The following is a 20350-nucleotide window of genomic DNA, read 5'->3' on the forward strand; positions in this document are numbered from 1 at the left end:
CCTTACAGGCGCTGCACGCCCGCCTCGGTCACGATCATGTCGAGCCGCTGATCGGTGGGGTCCACCGGCACCGCACCAACCTGCTGCGCCGCATAGGCAAAGCCGATCGCCAGCACCGGCCCCTTGGCCCGCAACCCTTCCAGCGTGCGGTCATAGAAACCGCCGCCATAGCCCAACCGATAGCCCCGCGCATCGAACGCCAGCAGCGGCACGATCAGCACCTCGGGCACCAGATCAGCCCCGGTCACCGGCACCGGTGCGCCAAATGCGCCCTCGGTCATGGCGCAGCCGGGGGTCCATTCGCGAAACGTCAGTGGCAGGCCCGGCCCCTGCACCACCGGCACCGCAATGCGCGCGGACGCGGCCATCGCCGCCATCGCGGACAGCGGGCTGACCTCTGTCCGGATCGGCACATAGCCCGAAATCACCCGCCCGCCATGGGCACGCAGGACGGCCAGCAACGCGGCGGCGGCCCGATCGCTGCGCACCGGGTCATGCACCGCCTTGCGCGCGGCAAACGCGGCCTTGCGCGCGACCGCTTTGGCATCGGCCAGACCGCCGCTCACAGCAGCAACATCGCCGCCAGCCCGAGAAAGGCCAGGAACCCCACCACATCGGTGACCGTGGTCACAAACGCGCCCGAAGCCAGCGCCGGATCGACCCCCAGCTTGTCCAGCGTCACCGGAACCAGGATGCCGGCCAACCCCGCGACCACCAGATTGACCACCATCGCCGTCGCGATCACCACGCCCAGCATCGGCGTGCCGAACCACACCACCCCGACAGTGCCCATCACCGCGGCAAAGATCAGCCCGTTGACCAGACCCACCAGCGCCTCGCGCCGGACCACGCGCCAGACGTTCGATCCGGTCAAATCCTTGGTGGCGATGGCGCGCACCGCGACGGTCAGGCTTTGGGTGCCCGCATTACCGCCCATCGAGGCCACGATCGGCATCAGCACCGCCAGCGCCACGAACTGCGCGATGGTGTCTTCGAACTGGGCGATCACCAGCGACGCCAGGATCGCCGTCACCAGATTGACCGCCAGCCACGGCAGCCGCTGCTTGGTGGTTTCGATCACCCGGTCGCTCAGGCTGCCCTCGCCGACACCGGCCAGGCGCAGAATGTCTTCTTCGTGTTCTTCGTCCAGCACGATCATCGCATCGTCGATGGTGATGACACCGACAAGCCGCCCCTCCTCGTCCACAACCGGGGCCGAGATCAGGTGATACTGGTTGAAGGCATAGGCCACCTCGGATTCCGGCTGGGTCACCGGAATGATGCGGAAGCTGTCCTCCAGAATGTCCATCAGTTTCACGCTGCGCTTGCTCGACAGCAGCTTGCCCAGCGTCACATGGCCCACCGGCTTCATCTTCGGATCGACGACGATGATATGATAGAATTGATCCGGCAGTTCCTTCTTGTTGGCGCGCAGATAGTCGATCGCCTCGCCCACATTCCAGTGCTCGGGCGCGGCCACCATTTCGCGCTGCATCAGACGGCCGGCGGAATAGTCCGGATAGCTCAGCGCCTGTTCGACGGCGACCCGGTCGGCATCTTCCAGCGCGTCCAGAATCGCGGTCTGCTGCGGCTCTTCCAGGTCTTCGACCAGGTCGACCACATCGTCCGATTCCATTTCCCGCACGGCGTCGGCCAGCGCTTGCTGCGGCAGGAACTGGATGACCTCTTCGCGGATGCTTTCATCCAGATCCGACAGCACCTCGCCATCGACATGCTCGGCGCCCAGCAACAGAATCTCGCGCCGGTGGCCGCTGTCCACCTGTTCCAGAAGGTCGGCGATGTCGGCGGCATGCAGCGGGTCCAGAAGCTCGTCCAGCCGCGCGCGATCACCGGCCGCGACCGCCAGACGAATCGCGCTGACGATCCGGTTGTCCAGGCCATAGCCCTCTTCTTCGCGCTCGCTCGGTTCCGCTTCGCGCTCTGTCGGTTCTGCGATATCTTCCGCCATGCCCTGCCCCTTGCGATCTGGCCCGACCTTAGCGAAACCCCGGTAGAAGCAACAGGGCAAGATGCATGATTTACGCCGGTCGCGGCGCGGCTTACGCTGCCACGCAGAATAGGGGGCACGACATGACCGACGCCAGGCTGATCCTGGGCCAGACCCTGACCTATACCGCCGATCCCTTTGCCGAGGGACCGGCCGCCGCGACCCACCGGCGCCGGGGCGCGGTGCTGCTGCGCGACGGCCTGATCGCCGATCTGGGCGAGGCCGACGCGCTGCGCGCCCGCCATCCGCAGGCCGCGCTGCACGATTACGGCGATGCGCTGATCACGGCGGGATTTGTCGATGCCCATGCGCATTACCCGCAGACCGCGATGATCGCCAGCTGGGGCAAGCGGCTGATCGACTGGCTGAACGACTATACCTTCCCCGAGGAAATGAAATTCGCCGATCCCGCCTATGCCGCCACGATCGCCACCCGCTATTTCGACCTGCTGCTGGCGCAGGGCACGACCACGGTCTGCTCTTACTGCACGATCCACCCCGAAAGCGTGGACGCCTATTTTTCGGCCGCCCGGGCGCGCGGGCTGCGGGCGCTGGGCGGCAAGACCTGCATGGACCGCAATGCGCCCGAGGGCCTGCGCGACACCGCGCAAAGCGCCTATGACGACAGCCGCGCGCTGCTGGAAAAATGGCATGGGGTGGACCGGCTGTCCTATGTCGTCACGCCGCGATTTTCGCCGACCTCGTCCCCCGAGCAACTGGCGGCGATGGGCGCGCTCTGGGCCGAGCATCCCGACTGTCTGATGCAGACCCATCTGAGCGAACAGCATGACGAAGTCGCCTGGGTGAAACAGCTGTTCCCGCAGGCGCGCGATTACCTTGATACGTATGAGGCACACGGGCTGCTTGGCCCCGGCGCGCTGTTCGGCCACGCGATCCATCTGGAGCCGCGCGAAAAGGCCCGGCTGAAAGAGGTGGATGCCAGCCTGATCCACTGCCCGACCTCGAACACGTTCATCGGCTCGGGCCTGTTCGACATGACCGGGCTGATGGCGGCGGGCCACCGTATCGGCCTGGCCACCGATACCGGCGGCGGGTCGTCCTTTTCAATGCTGCGCACCATGGCTGCGGCCTATGAGATCGCGCAGCTGCGCCACCACCCGCTGCACCCCGCGCAACTGTACTGGCTGGCCACCCAGGGCGCGGCGCGCGCGCTGCGGCTGGACGGTAAAATCGGGAACCTTGCCAAAGGGATGGAGGCCGATCTTGTCGTGCTCGATCTGGCCTCGACCCCGGCCATCGCACAGCGCTCCGCCCATGCCAAGGATATATGGGAGGCGCTGTTTCCCACCATCATGATGGGCGACGACCGCGCGGTGCGGGCGGTCTGGGTCGGCGGCGTTCCGCAAAAGGCATAACGCGGCCTGCCTCAGCCGCGCGCCGCCAATGCCGCCGCCAGCCGGTTCTGCGTCTCGATCACCTGGGGCAGATCGATCGTCACCACCTGCCCGTCGCGCACCACCTGGCGGCCCTCGACGAACAGGTCGCGCACCTGCGTGGGCCCCGCCAGCAGCAGCGCCGCCTTGTCCCAACTGCCCGCGCTTTGCACGCCCGACACATCCCAGATCGCCACATCGGCCCGCTTGCCCAGGGAAATCTGGCCGCAATCGCGCCGGCCCAGCACCGCCGCCCCGCCGCGGGTCGCGATCTCCAGCGCCTCGCGCGCGCTCATCGCATCGGCGCCGCGCGCGACCCGTTGCAACAGCATCGCCTGACGCGCCTCGGCGATCAGATTGCCGCTGTCGTTCGAGGCCGACCCATCGACGCCCAAACCCACATTCACCCGTGCATCGCGCATCGCCCGGATCGGCGCGAGGCCGGAACCGAGTCTACAATTCGAACATGGGCAATGGGCGACCCCGGTGCCGGACCGGGCAAAAAGATCAATTTCCGAACTATCCAGCTTGACGCAATGCGCATGCCACACATCATCGCCGGTCCAGCCCAGATCCTCGGCATACTGGCCGGGGCGGCAGCCGAACTGCGCCTCGCTATAGGCGATATCTTCGTCATTCTCGGCCAGATGGGTGTGCAGCCGCACGCCCTTTTCCCGCGCCAGAAGGGCCGCGTCGCGCATCAGCTCGCGGCTGACCGAAAACGGCGAACAGGGCGCCACGCCGACCTGCACCATCGCGCCGGGGCGCGGGTCATGGAACCGGTCAATGACGCGGATGCAATCGTTCAGGATGTCCTCTTCGCGTTCGGCCAGCGCATCGGGCGGCAACCCGCCCTGCGACTGGCCGATGCTCATCGCGCCGCGCGTCGGATGAAACCGCAGCCCGATCTCGCCCGCCGCCACGATCGTATCGTCCAGCCGCGCGCCGTTGGGGTACAGATACAGATGGTCCGAGGTCATGGTGCAGCCCGACAACGCCAATTCGGCCAGCCCGACCAGCGCCGAGACGCGCATTTCCTCGGGGCCGAAGCGCGACCAGATCGGGTAAAGCGTTTTCAGCCAGCCGAACAACAGTGCGTCCTGCCCGCCCGGCACCGCACGGGTCAGCGTCTGAAACAGGTGATGATGGGTGTTCACCAGCCCCGGCGTGACGACGCAGCCGCGGGCCTCGACCACCTCGGCGTCGCGCGGTTCCAGCCCCATGCCGATCTCGGCCACCTGCCCACCGCGCAAACGCAGATCAGTGCCCGCAAGTTCACGCCGGGCGTCGTCCATGGTCAGGATCGTATCGGCGCCCCGGATCAACACATGGCGCATCGGCTCAGTCCCCGACCTGCGACAGCACCGCCAGCGCCGCGGCATGAACCCCGGCATTGGCCGCGGCCAAAACCCGGCCGCCATTATGCGCCGGGCCGCCCTGCCAATCGGTCACGATGCCGCCCGCCGCCTGGATCACCGCGATCGGGGCGTGAACGTCGTAGGGCTGCAACCCGGCCTCGACCACCAGATCGATCTGCCCCAGCGCCAGCAGGGCATAGGCATAGCAATCCATGCCGTAACGGGTCAGCCGGCACTGCGCCGACAGGGCGGCGAAGGCCGCGCCCTCTGCCGGGGTGCCGACCTCGGGATAGGTGGTGAACAGGATCGCCTGATCCAGCGGGCGCGGCGGCAGCGTAGCCAGCGGGCGGCTGCCATGCGGCCCGTCCAGCCGCGCCTGCCCCAGACCGCCGATGAACCGCTCGGCGGTATAGGGTTGATCAATGACGCCAAGGCGCGGGCCGTCCGCATCCGACACCGCGATCAACACCCCCCAGGTGGGCGTGCCCGACAGGTAAGAGCGCGTGCCGTCGATCGGATCAAGAACCCAGGTCAGCCCGCTTGTGCCCGGCACGGCACCGAATTCTTCGCCCAATATCGCATCATCGGGGCGGCTGTCGGCCAACAGGGTGCGCATCGCCTGTTCGGCGGCGCGGTCGGCCACGGTGACGGGGTCGAACCCCTGGCCGTCCTTGTTTTCGATCCCCAGCGCGCCGCCCCGGAAATGGGCCAGCGTTTCGCCGCGCGCCACATCCGCCAGGGCATGGGCGGTTGCGATCAGCGCGGCGCGGTCATCATCAATCATACGCAGTTCCCGGTTGCACGGCCGGGCCCGCCCCGCGCCGCCTGTCCCCCGCGGTAATTGGCGGGCGGCGGCGCGTCAAGCCGCAGGTCAGGCGGCGTCGCTCAGCACGCGGGCCAGTTCGAACAGGCGGCGGCGCTGATTTTCGGGGATGGCGTAATAGGAGCGCACCAGTTCCAGCGCCTCCTTGTCGGACAGGATATCGGCGGGAACCCCTTCCTGCATCACCTCGGCCGAAGCCTTGCGATCGAGCCCTTCGAAGAAAAAGCTGACCGGCACCTCCAGCGCGTCGGCGATATCCCACAGGCGCGAGGCACTGATGCGGTTCATGCCGGTTTCGTATTTCTGAATCTGCTGGAACTTGATCCCAACCCTTTCGGCAAGCTGCTGCTGGGTCATGCCCACCATCCACCGACGGTGGCGCACGCGTTTGCCGACATGGACGTCAACGGGATGTTTCATGGGCGCACTCCTCTGCTACAGTCTATGATATAAGCAACTTTCGTGCCAAATCCGGGTTAGCGGCCTATTTTGCTTCAGAATAACTTATATTTATTTGTTTTAATTCAGTTTTTCAAAAGAAGCCCTGGCGCAGGCATCCTTTGCCACGGACCAAGTCTGAGGATGCATTGCGTAAACGAAATTCACCCCAAGCGTGTTTTTCATTTTGCAACGCATTTTGCAATCCTTCCCCTGCGGCTCCTCATGCGTTTTGCAGTTCCCGAACACTGGCGAAGCGCGCGGTGGCACATTAAGGTTGCCCCGGAACGTAAAGGAAAACGCTATGCGCGCCTACCGGATGGAAAAGCCGGGGGATACCCCCCGCCTGCATCACTTTGACACACCTCAACCACAGGCTGATAGCGTTTTGCTGTGCATCGCGGCCTGTGGGCTGAATTTCGCCGATCTTCTGATGATCGAGGGCCGCTATCAGGACATGCCCCCGATGCCCCTGACACTGGGCATGGAACTGGCCGGTACGGTCGAGGCATTGGGCAAGGATGCCGATCCGCATCTGGCGGGCAAACGGGTGGCAGTCTTCGCGGGCGCGGGCGGTCTGGCCGAATATGGCACCTTTCCGGCCGCGCGCTGCGTGGTCCTGCCCGATGCCATGCGATTCGAAGAGGCGGCGGCGTTTCAGGTGGCGTATGGCACAAGCCATGTGGCGCTGGATCACCGTGCGCGCCTGCAACCGGGCGAGACCCTGCTGGTGCTGGGGGCGGCGGGCGGCGTCGGGCTGACGGCAATCGAGATCGGCAAGCTGATGGGCGCGCGGGTGATCGCCTGTGCGCGCGGCGCCGATAAACTGGCGGTGGCCCGCGCGGCCGGTGCCGATCATCTGATCGACAGCGAAACCGAAGACCTGCGCGCGGCGGTCAAGGCGCTGGGCGGCGCGGATGTGGTCTATGACCCGGTGGGCGGCGATCAGTTCACGGCGGCGTTTCGCGCCTGCAACCCGGAAGCACGCATTCTGGTGATCGGATTTGCCAGCGGCGACGTGCCCCGGATCAAGGCCAACCACCTGCTGGTAAAGAATATTTCGGTGATCGGCCTTTACTGGGGCGGCTATCTGAAATTCCGGCCCGAGGTGTTGACCGGCAGCATGCGACAGCTTTTCGCCTGGTACGAGGCCGGCCATCTGAAACCCCATATCAGCCACACCCTGCCACTGGACCGCGCGGGCGAGGCGCTGGAGCTGCTGCGCGCGCGCAAATCCACCGGCAAGGTCGTGGTGACGATGGGCTGAGCCGCGTCAGCCCGCGCGATAGGCCTGCCGGATCAGCGCGGCCAGATCGTCCGTGATTTTCCCGCCGGTGACATCGGACACATACATGTTGATCTTCTTCGACGGCAGATCGGGCAGCGCGCCGTTGTGCTGGATGCGTTCCACATAGGGCGGCTCGCTGCCCTCGATCACCGTATGGACCGCCAGATCGGCGCTGACCGATGCCTCGATCGTGCGGGTGGAATTGCCTTCCACCGCCATTTCCCACGGGATCTCGGCCTGATCCAGCGCCGCCTGCACCGAGCCCCGGAAGATGCAGTTGTTTTCATAGGCCAGCCGCAGCGGCCGCGACTTCCACGCATGGCCGCCCGGCGCGCCGATCCAGATCAGCGGCAGTTCGATCAGGGTTTCGCCGCCCTGATTGGGCGCATCCTCGGTCGTCAGGATGATATCCACCTCGCCGCGGCCGAACTGTTCTTTCAATCCCCGGGTGAACGACGACAAAAGCTGCACCTTCACGCGCGGGTATTCGGTATTGAACCGCCGAAGCACCTGCGGAATGGCCGGATAGACGATGTCATGCGGCACGCCGAGGGTGATCTCGCCCTCATATTCCTGCGCGGTCAGCCTGGCATAGACCTCATCATTCAGGTGCAGCATCCGCCGGGCATAGCCCAGCAACTGCTCGCCCGCGCCGGTCAGCGCGATCTGGCGCGCCGTGCGGTCCAGAAGTTGCAGGCCCATCGCCTCTTCCAGCCGCTTGAGCTGCATCGACACCGCCGATTGGGTCAGATTCAGAAAACCCGCGGCACGGGTCACCCCGCCGGCCTCGGCCACGGCAACGAAAGAGCGCAGGGCGGTCATGTCCAGATTTCGCGGCATATCACAAATCCTGATGCAATTGATAACAACCATTCGTTTGAAGTATGGAACACATTGCGCCAAATACATCAAGCATAATGATGCAACACAGACGACTCATTCAAAAACACCGAGGAAACCGATGACACAGATGACCAACCACATGGGGCACGCCCGCGCCGCGCGCGGTCGCCGCTCTGTCCTTTCCGCAGTCTCCCGCGCGTTCGACCTGTCGGCACAGCGCCACCGCCTTGCCCGCATGGACGCAGCCCAGCTGAACGATCTGGGCCTGACCCGTGTCGAGGCCGAGGCCGAATCGCGCCGCCCGTTCTGGGACGTGCCGGCCGGCTGGAAATGCTGAATCCGGGAATAATCTTCCCACACGCCGGTTTCGGACCGGAATATCTTGAAAAAGGGGCCGCGCTTGCCGATATTTGGCAATGAGTGCGGCCCCTTTTCCGTGGGTCGCCGGAATATTGCTTTTTGGAGGCATCTGATGGCTGACTACAACACGATCCGCGCGGGCCAGGCCGGTGTCCGCACCGCGCAGATCGACGCGGGGCTTCGCACCCATATGAACAAGGTCTACGGCACCATGTCCGTGGGTCTGCTGATGACGGCGCTGGTGTCCTGGGCGATCGGCTCGAACGACGCGTTGCTGGGTATCTTCCGCGACCCGATGACCCTGCAACCCAATATCCTGGGCTGGATCGCCATGTTCCTGCCGCTGATCATGGTTTTCGCCTTCGGCGCCATGATCAACCGCCTGTCGGCGGCAGGCGCGCAACTGTTCTTTTTCGTCTACGCCGCCGCGATGGGCCTGTCGCTGAGCTATATCTTCGCGGTCTTCACCGGCTATTCGATCGCGCAGACCTTCCTTGTCACCTCGATCTCCTTCGCGGGGCTGTCGCTGTGGGGCTATACCACGAAAAAGGATATCTCGGGCTGGGGGTCGTTCCTGATCATGGGCGTGATCGGCCTGATCGTGGCGTCGATCGTCAACATCTTCCTGAAATCGCCTGCGGTCTATTTCGCGATCTCGGCGATCGGCGTTCTGATCTTTGCGGGCCTGACCGCCTATGACACCCAGAAGATCAAAACCGATTATCTGGCCCACGCCCACGCGATGGACGACGAATGGCTGGGCAAGTCGGCGATCATGGGGGCGCTGAACCTCTATCTCGACTTCATCAACCTGTTCATGTTCCTGCTGTCCTTCATGGGCAACCGCGAGTGATCGGAACGATCCACGACTGCACGAAGGGCCGGCCGATGCGCCGGCCCTTTTCTTTTGCGGCGCCTCGGGCTCAGACAACCGCCCCGAACAGCTTGCCGACGCCTGCGGTCACCGCCATGGCGACAGCGCCCCAGAAGGTCACCCGCAACACCGCGCGTGGCAGCGGTGCACCCCCGGCGCGGGCCCCCAGCGCCCCCAGCACCGCCAGAAACAGCAGCGACAGCGCCGTCACCGCCGGAACGATCCAACGATCCGGGGCGAACATCGCCGCACCAAGCGGCAGCGCCGCCCCGATCCCAAAGCTGAGCGCCGAGGCCCCCGCCGCCACCAGCGGCTGGGCCGCCGTCAGTTCGGATATGCCCAGCTCGTCGCGCGCATGGGCGCTCAGGGCATCCTTGGCGGTCAGTTCTTCGGCCACCTGAAGGGCAAGCGCGGGCGATACCCCGCGCGCCTCGTAGATCCCGGCAAGTTCTTTCAGCTCGGCCTTGGGCTGGGTCGCCAGTTCCTTGCGCTCGCGCGCGATATCGCTGGCCTCGGCATCCGCCTGCGAACTGACGGAAACATATTCCCCCGCCGCCATGGACAACGCCCCGGCCACCAGACCGGCGACCCCGGCGATCAGTATCTCGCCCCGCCCCGTCGCGGCGGCGGCGACGCCGACGATCAGACTGGCGGTGGAAACGATGCCGTCATTGGCCCCCAGAACTGCGGCACGAAGCCAGCCCACCCGATCGGTAAAGTGTTTTTCCCGCGTCTGGTGCATTCTGGCCTCCGACCTTTTGGGGCGTCAGGCGGTCCTACACCGCCTGCCCGGCCCAATTCAGCATGAGAGCGGTGCATGAATCAACAAGGCCACGCAAATCGCGCGGCCCAGTCAGGACATCGATCCGAAGCAAGATTACTTGATCTTGCCTTCTTTGTATTCGACATGCTTGCGGACGACCGGGTCATATTTGTTGACGGTCATCTTTTCGGTCATGGTGCGGGCGTTCTTCTTGGTCACGTAGAAGTGGCCGGTGCCCGCGGTCGAATTCAGGCGGATCTTGATAGTTGTCGGTTTCGCCATTGCTTTTCTCCGTCGCGCGGGCGGACGCATCCACCCGTAAAAATCCTTGAAGCCCGCCTTTTACTGTTCCGGCGCGCCGAGTCAACCGATATCCGCCCGCTGTGATACGGTTTGATGACAAAACCCGCCGGCGGGCGGCTATGCGCGGATGGCCTGTAAGCCGGATTCTGTCCAGGACACTTGCGCGCCCCTGGATGACCATTCCTCTAAGCCCGCCGTTACCGGCGCGCTTCAGCTGCCAACCCGGACCTCTGGGCCGAAGCCGCCCTGGGCATGCGCCCGCGAGATCCCTATTCGGCATTGCTCCGGGTGGGGCTTGCCGTGCCGGTCCTGTTGCCAGTCCCGCGGTGGGCTCTTACCCCACCGTTTCACCCTTACCCCTTGCGGGGCGGTTTCTTCTCTGTGGCGCTTTCCCTCGGGTTTCCCCGGCCGGGCGTTACCCGGCACCCTTGCTTCGTGGAGTCCGGACTTTCCTCGGGCGTTGCCGCCCGCGGCCATCCAGCCATCCGCGCCCGTTGCATCTAGGGGCTCAGTGCGTCCGGGTCAACGGGGAAGCGGGCGGCAAGATCGGCGATCAGCGCGCAATCGGTGGCGTCCAGCGGCCCGCTGGCGCCGGGGCGAAACCGCAGCCGGACCGCGCCCAGCAGCGCCGCGGCATCCGTGTCCGGATAGCCGAAGCGGCGCGCATCGCGGATGAACCGTGCCGCATCCACCGGCGGCAAGACGGCGGCCACCTGCGGCCAGACCGACAGGCCCCGGCGTGCCAGGCGTTGCCAGTCGAACCGCGCGCCCGGGTCGCATTTGCGCAGCGGCGCCATGTCGGAATGGCCGATTACCCGTTCGGGCGCGATCGCGTGGCGCGCCATCAGATCGGCCAGCAGCGCCTCAAGCGCATCCATCTGTGCGGCGGCAAAGGGGCTGGCTCCGTCATTGGCCAGTTCGATCCCGATCGAACGGGAATTCACATCCGTGACCGCGCCCCAGGCCCCTGCCCCGGCATGCCAGGCGCGCAGGTCTTCCGGCACGAGGGTCAGCACCTGCCCGTCACCGGCGATCAGGTAATGCGCTGACACCTCGGCCAGCGGATCGCACAGCCGCTCACACGCGGCCTGCGCCGTGGCCATGGCCGTGTAATGCAGCACGATCAGATCGGGCCGGACGCCGTCGCGGCGCCCGCCGAAATTGGGTGACGGATGGGTCAGACGGGCCACGGGCCCCTCAGTGGTTCACCACCAGGCGGAACGGGCTGGGATCCCAGTAACAGGCGAAACCGTCGCCATCGGGATCGAGGCTCAGCTTGTCGCGATGGGGGCCGCCGGCCTTCAGGAACGCTTCCTGCGCCAGATCGCCCGAAGTGTATTTCGCACAGTTGCGCTCCGCCGCCGAATGGCGCAGCGGGTTGGTGCGGCGATAAAGCGGCTCGCCGACCCGGTTGGTGGTGCTGAGCGCATATTCGACGATATTCGGCCCGGTCCCGGTGCGCGCGGGCACGGCGGTGGGGGCGATCACCTCATACTGTTCGCGCTGGGCCTCCAGCCGCTGGGCGTCGCTTTCGATGGTTTCGCGCGCCGCGACCGCCTGAAAGTTCTGCTCGTCGGAAATGCCGGGATTGTTGGTGTCGACCGCCACCGGCGCGGGCGCTGCGATCCCGTCCACACCTTGCTGCGGCAACGGCACGCTGGTGATACCCGACAGCGCGGCCTCGCGCTGCTGCTGATAGCTGTCGTAATCGCCAAAGCCGACACCGGCGGCGGAATCCGGCACCTCGGGGGCGCAGGCCGCAACGGCCAGCAAGGAAAGTACCGAAAGAGTGACGCGCATCATCAAACCCAACCCCAGTTCAGCGGCTTTTCAGCCGGTTTACCACCATTTCCCCGGCTTGGAAACAAAGCCCGCCGCCGTTTCCAGTGCATAGGCGGTGTTCAGCAGCTCGTCCTCCTGCCAGGGACGCCCGATCAGTTGCAGGCCCAGCGGCAGGCCCTGCTGGTTCAGCCCCGTCGGCACCGCGATCCCCGGCAGACCCGCCAGGTTGACGGTAACGGTGAAGACGTCGTTCAGATACATCTGCACCGGGTCGGCCTCGGCCATCTCGCCCAATCCGAACGCAGCCGAAGGCGTGGCCGGGGTCAGGATCGCATCGATGCCGTCAGCAAAGACCGTCTCGAAGTCGCGCTTGATCAGGGCGCGCACCTTGCGGGCGCGGTTGTAATAGGCGTCATAAAAGCCCGCCGACAGCACATATGTGCCGATCATCACCCGGCGCTGGACCTCGTGGCCGAAGCCTTCGGCGCGGGTTTTTTCATACATCTGGGTGATGCCCTCGCCCTCGGCCAGTTTGGCGCGGTGGCCATAGCGCATCCCGTCATAGCGCGCGAGGTTCGAAGACGCCTCGGCCGGGGCGATGACATAATAGGCGGGCAGCGCGTATTTGGTGTGCGGCAGGGTGATATCGACGATCTCGGCCCCGGCGGCGCGCAGCATCTCGGTGCCGTCATGCCACAGAGTTTCGATCTCTTCGGGCATGCCGTCCATGCGGTATTCGCGCGGGATGCCGATCTTCTTGCCACGGATGTCGCCGGTCAGGGCGGCCTCGAAATCGGGCAGCGGCAGGTCGGCGCTGGTGCTGTCCTTGGGGTCGTGCCCGGCCATGGCCTGCAGCATGATCGCCGCGTCGCGCACGGTTTTGGTCATCGGCCCGGCCTGATCGAGCGAAGAGGCAAAGGCCACCACGCCCCAGCGCGAACAACGGCCATAGGTGGGTTTCAGCCCGGTGATGCCGGTAAAGGCGGCAGGCTGACGGATCGAGCCGCCGGTATCGGTGCCGGTGGCGGCAAGGCACAGATCGGCGGCCACCGCCGCGGCCGAGCCGCCCGAGCTGCCGCCCGGCGTCAGCGCCGTGTCGTCATTGCCGCGCCGCCAGGGGCTGGTGACAGTGCCATAGGTCGAGGTTTCGTTGCTGGACCCCATGGCGAATTCGTCCATGTTCAGCTTGCCCAGCATCACCGCGCCCGCATCGAACAGGTTCCGGGTGACGGTGGACTCGTATTCCGGCAAGAACCCTTCCAGAATCCGGCTGCCGGCCTGCGACGGCACGCCCTTGGTGCAGAACAGATCCTTGATGCCCAGCGGAATGCCGCACATCGCAGGCGCATCGCCCGCCTTGATGCGCGCATCGGCGGCCTGCGCGTGGGTCAGCGCGATCTCGGGCGTTTTATGCACGAATGCGCCCAACGCGTCGGCGGCCTCGATCTCGGCCAGGCAGGCGGTGGTGATCTCGGTCGCGGTCACATCGCCTGCGCGCAGCGCGTCGCGCGCGGCGGCAATTGTCAGTTTGGAGAGTTCGGACATTATTCCACCACCTTCGGCACGGCAAAAAAGCCTTCGCGCGCATCGGGCGCGTTCGACAGGATCTTTTCCTGCATGTTGCCATCCGTCACCACATCGGTGCGCCGTTTCAGGCGCATCGGCGTGACGCTGGTCATCGGTTCGATCCCTTCGACATCAACCTCGTTCAGCTGTTCCATGAAGGTCAGGATCTGCGAAAGCTCGCCCGCCAGTGCCGGCAGGTCGGACTCATCCACGGCAATGCGGGCCAGATGGGCCACGCGGCGGGCGGTGTCGGTGTCGATGGACATGGGTTTGCTCCGTTCAAGAGGTCGCGCATGGGTTTATCGCCGCGCGGGGCGGGCTGCAAGCCGCCCATGACACGGTTCGTGTCGCGGATGGGATCAAAGGCGGCGGGAAAGGGCTGGCACCCGGCCCTGTCGCTGATAAAGACGGGGGAAATGACGCCACCAGACACGAACGGGATCCACGAATGTCCGATCACAGCTTCATCCTGACCCTTACCTGCGACGACAAACGCGGCATCGTGGCCGCGGTATCGGGCGCGATTTCGGCGCTGGGCGGCAATATCCTGGAAAGCAATCAGTATCGCGATCCCGAAAACAACCGCTTCTTCATGCGCGTGGCCTTTGCCACCGACGGGCGTGACGACGCGAAAGAACTGTACGCGCGGCTGGCCCCGGTGATCACCGCCTACGGGATGCAGGCACAGGTGGTCGATGCCACCCGCCGCCCTAAGGTCATCCTGATGGTGTCGAAATTCGATCACGCGCTGCTGCATCTTCTGTATCAGATCAAGGTGGGCTGGCTGAAGGCCGAGGTGGTGGCGATCGTGTCGAACCACGACACCAGCCGCCGCACCGCCGAAAACGAGGGCATCCCGTTTCACCACTGGCCGGTGACGAAAGAGACCAAACCCGCGCAGGAAGCCCGCCTGCTGGCGCTGGTGGCGGAAACCGGGGCCGAACTGGTGGTGCTGGCGCGCTATATGCAGGTGCTGTCGAATGAGCTGAGCACGGCGCTGTCGGGCCGGGTGATCAACATCCATCATTCGTTCCTGCCGTCGTTCAAGGGGGCCAAACCCTATCACCAGGCGCATGAGCGCGGGGTCAAACTGATCGGGGCCACGGCGCATTACGTCACCGCCGATCTGGACGAAGGCCCGATCATCGAGCAGGAAACCGAGCGCGTCAGCCACGCCCTGACCGCCGAGGATTACGTCGCCGTGGGCCGCGACATCGAAAGCCGGGTGCTGGCGCGCGCGGTGCGGCTGCATCTGCAGGGCCGGGTGCTGCCCAACGGGCTGAAGACGATCGTGTTCTCTCAGGCCTGATCCTGCGCCTTGTGGCGGCGGTAGACCTCGATCATCCAGCCCAGCAGGATGGCGTTCAGCAGATGCCACAGGAAATGCGTGCCCAACGGCAGGCGCGCGCAAAGCGGCAGATCCAGCGTGCGAAAAGTCAGCGACAGAACCAAAAGCCCCGCACCGATACCCAGGCCGCGCGCGGTGTGCGGCGCCCGGCGGCGCAGCAGCAGCGCATAGACCCCGATCAGCAGCGGCACCGGCGCATATCCGGCCGATGAACCGAGGCCGGGCAGCCTTGAAAACAGCGGAACGGTGACGGCGGCATAAGGGATGAACGCCGCCGTCAGCGCCAGCGCGGCTCCGCGCCGCAGCCCCCAGTAATCGCGATTCGCGGCGTAAAGATACAGCAGCACGAACAACCCGATTGGCGCCGTGTCGGCCAGTCCGGCCCAGGCGGTGGCATAGGTGTGAAACAGGAACGATCCGATCCCGATTGCCGCCAGCACCGCCACCAGCGCCCGCGCCAGTACCAGATCCGGCCCGCGCACCCGCCGCCACATCACCAGCGCCGCGATCACGAAGGCCGCATTGGTCAGCGCGTTCACCGGCTCGGCCCAGAAGCCCGGATCCAGCCGTTCGCAATAAGCGTCGATCTGTTGTGACCAATTCATGTGACAGAACCTCCTGCAATGCTACCATGCCCCCGGCAACCTAGGAGGGCGAGATGAAAATCACATGGCTGGGTCATTCAGGCTTTCGCATGGAAATCGGCGATCAGGTCCTGCTGATCGACCCGTGGCTGAGCGGCAACCCGATGTTCCCCAAGGCCCGCAGGGCCGAGGCGATCGCGGGCGCGACCCATATCCTGCTGACCCACGGGCATGGCGACCATACCGGCGACGCGCTGACCCTGGCGCGCGAACTGGACGTGCCGCTGGTCGGTATTTACGATCTGATGAACTGGTGGTCCGAGCAGGAAAACGTCAAGACGGTCGGTTTCAACAAGGGCGGCACCGTGAAACTGGGCGATGTCGCGGTGACGCTGGTGAATGCGGTGCATTCCTCGTCGATTTCGGGGGCGCGCGAGCCGGTCTATACCGGCAGCGAGGCGGGCTTCATGATTTCGCATGGCGGGCGCACGGTTTATGTGTCGGGCGACACCGACGTGATGGCCGACATGCAGGTGTTCAACGACCTGCATAAACCCGAGATCGGCATCCTGTGCGCGGGCGGCCATTTCACCATGGACATGCGCCGCGCCTCCTATGCCGCGCGGACGTTCTTTGAGTTCAAGACGGTGATTCCGTGCCATTACCGCACCTTCCCGCTGCTGGAGCAATCGGCGGCGGTGATGAAGGACACCCTGCCCGAGGTGAACGTGATCGAACCCGAGGTGATGGAGCCGATCCTGCTGTAACCGGAATGCGGCCCGTTCCGGGCCATTTTCCCTGCCTCGTCGCCTGCGGCGCCTCAGGGTCGCCTCCGGCGGGAGTATTTGTGCCGAGAAGAAGCAGCCGGTTTTTTTCGGCGCATCCGGGTGCGGCCGTGGATTGGCGCGGGGAAATTCGGGCAACTCATTGATATCAAATTCATACCCAATAAGCGGTGCATAGTATGCACCGCTTATGTGTGAATATAGCAATTGAGGCATAGGCCGGTCCATCGCAGTCTTTGGCCAACCCGCGTCACGCCCCCTTGCCCGTGACGCCCCCAAGCCTGAAAGGACTGGATCAATGACGGTATCTTCGAGACGCGATTTTCTGAAACTGGGCAGCGGCGTGATCGGCGCGTCGATGCTGCCGTTCCTGAAAGCCCTGCCGGCGCAGGCCGCTGGCGGCGATGTGCTGGTCGCGGTGACCGGCCAGACCATCAACAGTCTGGATCTGCACCGCACCGGGACCAACCGCGCCTCGTATCAGGTGGCGATCAACTGCTATGACCGGCTGGTGTCCTTCGGCACCAAAGAGGCGCCGGGCGGTGGGCTGTCTTATGACTATTCGGTGATCGAGCCCGAGCTGGCCGAAAGCTGGGACATCTCGGACGACGGTTTGACGCTGACCTTCAGGATCAAGCCCGACGCCACGTTCTGGGACGGCAGCAAGGTCACGGCGGCGGATGTGAAATGGTCGTTCGACCGGGCCGTGTCCGTGGGCGGTTTCCCCACCGTGCAGATGAAGGCTGGCGGGCTGGTCGACCCCGAGCAGTTCGCGGCGCTGGACGACGAGACCTTCGTGATCACGCTGGCGCGCCCGTCGAAGCTGACGATCCCGGATCTGGCGGTGCCGGTGCCGTTCATCATCAATTCAGCGGTCGCGTTGGCCCATGCCACCGCCGACGACCCCTGGGCGATGGAATATCTGCACAAGACCCCGGCCGGTTCGGGCGCGTTCAAGGTGGTCAAATGGGCGCCGGGCGAGCAACTGGTCTATGAGCGCAACGATGCCTGGGTCGGTGGCCCGCTGCCCGCCGTCAAGCGCGTCGTGCTGCGCGAGGTGCCCAGCCCCGCCACCCGCCGGGCGCTGATCGAGCGCGGTGATGTGCAGCTTTCCTTCGACATTCCCAACAAGGATGCCAAGGAACTGGCCGACAAGGTCACGGTCTATTCGACCCCGATCGAGAACTGCATGCATTGCGTCGGGCTGAACACCACATTCGAGCCGTTCCAGGATCCCGACGTGCGCAAGGCCGTCGCCTATGCGATCCCCTATGAGGATATCTTCCAGGCCGCCGCCTATGGCCGGGGGGCGCCGCTTTGGGGCGGCAGCACCGAGATTGACGATATCGCCTGGCCGCGCAAATCGCCCTTTCATACCGACATGGACAAGGCCCGCGAACATCTGGAGAAATCCGCCTTCGCCAAGGGGTTCGACGTGCCGTTCTCGATCAGCCTTGGGCTGTCCGACTGGATGGAGCCCACGGCCCTGCTGATCCAAGAAAGTCTGGCCAAGCTGGGCATCACCAGCGAGATCGAGAAGATCCCCGGCGCCAACTGGCGTACTGCGGCGCTGGTCGAAAAGCGCCTGCCGCTGCATCTGGAAAACTTCGGCGGCTGGCTGAACACGCCCGATTACTATTTCTTCTGGGCCTACAAGAAGGGCCATCTGTTCAATTCGTCGAACTATGAAAACCCGGAGATCGAGGCGCTGGTGGACGAAACCCTGCACATGCCGATGAACGATCCGCAATATGCGCCCAATATCAAGCGGATGTTCCAGATCGCGTTCGAGGATCTGCCGCGCATCCCGCTGTGGCAGCCGGCGCTGAACGTCGCTACGAACGGGGCCGAGGGGTATGAGTTCTGGTTCCATCGCCAGCTGGATGTCCGCCCGCTGAAGGGGGTCTGAGTCCCGTGCCGCCGCGCCTGAAAACCGTCCTGCTGCGCATTGCGCAGGCGATCCCGGTGGTGATCGGGGTCGTGATCATCAGCTTCGTGCTGACCCGCGCCCTGCCCGGCGATCCGGCGGTGTATTTCGCGGGGGCGGCGGCGGACGAGGCCTCGATCGCCGAGGTGCGCGAGGCGCTGGGGCTGGACAAGCCGATGGCGCAGCAATTCCTGATCTATGTGCGGGATCTGGCGCGGGGCGACCTGGGCCAGTCGATTTCCAGCGGACAACCGGTGCGGGCCGATCTGGCCAGCCGGCTGCCCGCCTCGCTGGAGCTGACGCTGACCGCGCTTTTGCTGAGCTGCGCGGTGGCGGTACCGCTGGGTGTGCTGGCCGCGACACGGCCGGGATCGATGGTGGATCATCTGTGCCGGGTTCTGGTGACGGCGGGCGTGTCGCTGCCCACGTTTTTCACCGGGATCGTGCTGATCTATGTGTTCTATTATCTGTTGGGGATCGCGCCGTCGCCGCTGGGCCGGCTCGACTTCATCTATATCGCGCCCGACCATGTGACCGGGTTCTATCTGATCGACGCGGCGCTGGCGGGGGATCTGGAAACCTGGCTGGGCGCGCTGAAGCAGCTTGTGATGCCGGCGGTCACGCTGGCGCTGTTCACGCTGGCGCCGATCGCGCGGATGACGCGGGCGGCGATGCTGTCGGCGCTGTCATCGGATTTCGTGCGCACGGCAAAGGCCGCGGGGTTGAGCAACCGCAAGGTTTTGTACGGCTATGCGTTTCGCAACGCGATGCTGCCGGTGGTGACCACGCTGGGCATGGTGTTTTCGTTCTCTCTGGGCGCGAATGTGCTGGTGGAAAAGGTCTTTGCCTGGCCCGGCATCGGGTCCTATGCGGTCGAGGCATTGGTGGTCTCGGATTACGCCGCCGTGCAGGGATTCGTGCTGACCATGGCGCTGTTGTTCGTGGCGCTGAATCTGGTGATCGATCTGGCCTATACGGCGATCGATCCGCGCATCGGGTTTGCCGCCAAATGACGCCGCTGCTGGCCCCCACCCCCGCCCCCGAGCGCCCGAAATCCGGCGGCACCGGCGCGCTGGCGCATCTGGTTTATGTGCTGCGCAGCAATCCGGTAACGATGATCGCCTTTGCCATGTTCGCGCTGATCGTGCTGTCGGCGCTGTTCGGTCCGGCCCTTGTGCCCTATGATCCGCTGGCCTCGGACGCCGCACATGCGTTGCAGGCCCCGTCCCGCGCGCATTGGTTCGGCACCGACAGTCTGGGCCGCGACGTGTTCAGCCGGGTGATCGTGGCGACGCGGCTGGATTTGGTGATCTCGGTCGCGGCAGTGGCGCTGTCCTTTGTGCTGGGCTCGGTGCTGGGCGGGATCGCGGGCTATTGGGGCGGCTGGCTGGACGTGGTGCTGAACCGCGTTCTGGACACGATCATGGCCTTTCCGCTGTTCGTACTGGCGATGGGGATCGTTGCGGCCCTTGGCAATACGGTCGAGAATATCATCTACGCCACCGCCCTGATCAACATTCCCTTTTATGCGCGGCTGGTGCGGGCCGAGGTGAACATCCGGCGCGGCGCGGGGTTTGCGCTGGCCGCCCGCCTGTCGGGCAATTCGGACCTGCGCGTGCTGGCGCTGCATATCTTCCCGAACGCGCTGCCACCGATGATGGTGCAGGTATCGCTGAACCTGGGCTGGGCGATCCTGAACGCGGCCGGGCTCAGCTTTATCGGGCTGGGTGTGCGCCCGCCGACCCCGGAATGGGGAATCATGGTGGCCGAGGGCGCGAATTTCATCGTCTCGGGCGAATGGTGGCTGGCGGTGTTTCCGGGCCTGTGGCTGATGTTCGCGGTCTTCACCTTCAACCTGCTGGGCGACGGGCTGCGCGACATCGTCGATCCGCGCAAAAGGACGTGA

General features: G+C 65.1%; 22 protein-coding genes and 1 other RNA gene. 9 read left to right on the forward strand and 14 right to left on the reverse strand.

What is annotated here, in order from left to right; all coding sequences use genetic code 11:
- Positions 1-2 precede the first annotated feature (2 nt).
- On the reverse strand, positions 3-566 hold the full coding sequence (locus ACSR1C_RS08815; RefSeq protein WP_460259244.1) for a 5-formyltetrahydrofolate cyclo-ligase: 564 nt from the start codon (positions 564-566) through the stop codon (positions 3-5).
- On the reverse strand, positions 563-1969 hold the full coding sequence (mgtE, locus tag ACSR1C_RS08820) for a magnesium transporter (protein ID WP_460259243.1): 1407 nt from the start codon (positions 1967-1969) through the stop codon (positions 563-565). Before mgtE ends, ACSR1C_RS08815 begins: the two co-directional genes overlap by 4 nt.
- A gap of 122 nt (positions 1970-2091) precedes the next feature.
- On the opposite strand from mgtE, the gene guaD reads away from it, so the two are divergent.
- Complete coding sequence (gene guaD / locus ACSR1C_RS08825; RefSeq protein ID WP_460259242.1) at positions 2092-3384, forward strand: guanine deaminase; 1293 nt, start codon at positions 2092-2094, stop codon at positions 3382-3384.
- Positions 3385-3395: 11 nt separating this feature from the next.
- Here the strand turns inward: guaD and ACSR1C_RS08830 are convergent, their stop codons facing one another.
- The 3 genes from ACSR1C_RS08830 to ACSR1C_RS08840 form a co-directional block, all read right to left on the reverse strand.
- Positions 3396-4739 carry an 8-oxoguanine deaminase gene (locus ACSR1C_RS08830; protein WP_460259241.1) on the reverse strand — a complete coding sequence of 448 codons (1344 nt, stop codon included), beginning with the start codon at positions 4737-4739 and terminating at the stop codon, positions 3396-3398.
- Between the two features lie 4 nt (positions 4740-4743).
- Entirely contained in the window at positions 4744-5544 is an 801-nt protein-coding gene (locus ACSR1C_RS08835; protein ID WP_460259240.1) for an inositol monophosphatase family protein, read from the reverse strand.
- Positions 5545-5631: 87 nt separating this feature from the next.
- Complete coding sequence (locus ACSR1C_RS08840) at positions 5632-6003, reverse strand: helix-turn-helix domain-containing protein (protein WP_460259239.1); 372 nt, start codon at positions 6001-6003, stop codon at positions 5632-5634.
- A 322-nt stretch (positions 6004-6325) separates the two neighbouring features.
- On the opposite strand from ACSR1C_RS08840, the gene ACSR1C_RS08845 reads away from it, so the two are divergent.
- Positions 6326-7288: an NADPH:quinone oxidoreductase family protein gene (locus ACSR1C_RS08845; protein WP_460259238.1), complete on the forward strand. Its 963-nt coding sequence runs from the start codon at positions 6326-6328 to the stop codon at positions 7286-7288.
- Between the two features lie 6 nt (positions 7289-7294).
- On the opposite strand, the gene ACSR1C_RS08850 is transcribed toward ACSR1C_RS08845, so the two are convergent.
- Entirely contained in the window at positions 7295-8149 is an 855-nt protein-coding gene (locus ACSR1C_RS08850) for a LysR family transcriptional regulator (RefSeq protein ID WP_460259237.1), read from the reverse strand.
- Between the two features lie 121 nt (positions 8150-8270).
- Here ACSR1C_RS08850 and ACSR1C_RS08855 point away from each other — a divergent pair, with 121 nt between their 5' ends.
- The gene (locus ACSR1C_RS08855; RefSeq protein WP_460259236.1) at positions 8271-8489 is read left to right on the forward strand and encodes a DUF1127 domain-containing protein; all 219 of its coding nucleotides are present in this window, start codon (positions 8271-8273) and stop codon (positions 8487-8489) included.
- A gap of 135 nt (positions 8490-8624) precedes the next feature.
- On the forward strand, positions 8625-9365 hold the full coding sequence (locus ACSR1C_RS08860) for a Bax inhibitor-1/YccA family protein (RefSeq protein WP_460259235.1): 741 nt from the start codon (positions 8625-8627) through the stop codon (positions 9363-9365).
- A gap of 70 nt (positions 9366-9435) precedes the next feature.
- Here the strand turns inward: ACSR1C_RS08860 and ACSR1C_RS08865 are convergent, their stop codons facing one another.
- The 7 genes from ACSR1C_RS08865 to gatC form a co-directional block, all read right to left on the reverse strand.
- Entirely contained in the window at positions 9436-10128 is a 693-nt protein-coding gene (locus ACSR1C_RS08865) for a VIT1/CCC1 transporter family protein (RefSeq protein WP_460259234.1), read from the reverse strand.
- A 135-nt stretch (positions 10129-10263) separates the two neighbouring features.
- Positions 10264-10431 (reverse strand): 50S ribosomal protein L33, encoded by a 168-nt coding sequence (gene rpmG / locus ACSR1C_RS08870; RefSeq protein ID WP_011750518.1) that lies wholly within the window; start codon positions 10429-10431, stop codon positions 10264-10266.
- 140 nt (positions 10432-10571) lie between these two features.
- Positions 10572-10941: RNase P RNA component class A (gene rnpB, locus ACSR1C_RS08875), an RNA gene on the reverse strand.
- An 11-nt stretch (positions 10942-10952) separates the two neighbouring features.
- Entirely contained in the window at positions 10953-11642 is a 690-nt protein-coding gene (locus ACSR1C_RS08880) for an N-acetylmuramoyl-L-alanine amidase (RefSeq protein ID WP_460259233.1), read from the reverse strand.
- Positions 11643-11649: 7 nt separating this feature from the next.
- Positions 11650-12255 (reverse strand): hypothetical protein, encoded by a 606-nt coding sequence (locus tag ACSR1C_RS08885; protein WP_460259232.1) that lies wholly within the window; start codon positions 12253-12255, stop codon positions 11650-11652.
- A gap of 36 nt (positions 12256-12291) precedes the next feature.
- Complete coding sequence (gene gatA / locus ACSR1C_RS08890; protein WP_460259231.1) at positions 12292-13779, reverse strand: Asp-tRNA(Asn)/Glu-tRNA(Gln) amidotransferase subunit GatA; 1488 nt, start codon at positions 13777-13779, stop codon at positions 12292-12294.
- The gene (gatC, locus tag ACSR1C_RS08895; protein WP_460259230.1) at positions 13779-14066 is read right to left on the reverse strand and encodes an Asp-tRNA(Asn)/Glu-tRNA(Gln) amidotransferase subunit GatC; all 288 of its coding nucleotides are present in this window, start codon (positions 14064-14066) and stop codon (positions 13779-13781) included. The genes gatA and gatC overlap by 1 nt, the downstream gene beginning before the upstream one ends.
- A gap of 182 nt (positions 14067-14248) precedes the next feature.
- On the opposite strand from gatC, the gene purU reads away from it, so the two are divergent.
- On the forward strand, positions 14249-15109 hold the full coding sequence (purU, locus tag ACSR1C_RS08900) for a formyltetrahydrofolate deformylase (RefSeq protein WP_460259229.1): 861 nt from the start codon (positions 14249-14251) through the stop codon (positions 15107-15109).
- Here the strand turns inward: purU and ACSR1C_RS08905 are convergent.
- Complete coding sequence (locus ACSR1C_RS08905) at positions 15100-15753, reverse strand: ceramidase domain-containing protein (protein WP_460259228.1); 654 nt, start codon at positions 15751-15753, stop codon at positions 15100-15102. The genes purU and ACSR1C_RS08905 overlap by 10 nt on opposite strands.
- Positions 15754-15806: 53 nt before the next feature.
- On the opposite strand from ACSR1C_RS08905, the gene ACSR1C_RS08910 reads away from it, so the two are divergent.
- The 4 genes from ACSR1C_RS08910 (at position 15807) to ACSR1C_RS08925 (ending at position 20350) form a co-directional block, all read left to right on the forward strand.
- Positions 15807-16499, forward strand: a complete 693-nt coding sequence (locus ACSR1C_RS08910) for a metal-dependent hydrolase (protein ID WP_460259227.1) — start codon at positions 15807-15809, stop codon at positions 16497-16499.
- A 316-nt stretch (positions 16500-16815) separates the two neighbouring features.
- Positions 16816-18426 carry an ABC transporter substrate-binding protein gene (locus ACSR1C_RS08915; protein WP_460259226.1) on the forward strand — a complete coding sequence of 537 codons (1611 nt, stop codon included), beginning with the start codon at positions 16816-16818 and terminating at the stop codon, positions 18424-18426.
- A gap of 5 nt (positions 18427-18431) precedes the next feature.
- A complete protein-coding gene (locus ACSR1C_RS08920) occupies positions 18432-19457 on the forward strand; it encodes an ABC transporter permease (protein WP_460259225.1) in 1026 nt (341 codons plus the stop codon).
- A complete protein-coding gene (locus ACSR1C_RS08925; RefSeq protein ID WP_460259224.1) occupies positions 19454-20350 on the forward strand; it encodes an ABC transporter permease in 897 nt (298 codons plus the stop codon). The genes ACSR1C_RS08920 and ACSR1C_RS08925 overlap by 4 nt, the downstream gene beginning before the upstream one ends.

The organism is Actibacterium sp. D185-2 (assembly GCF_054954595.1).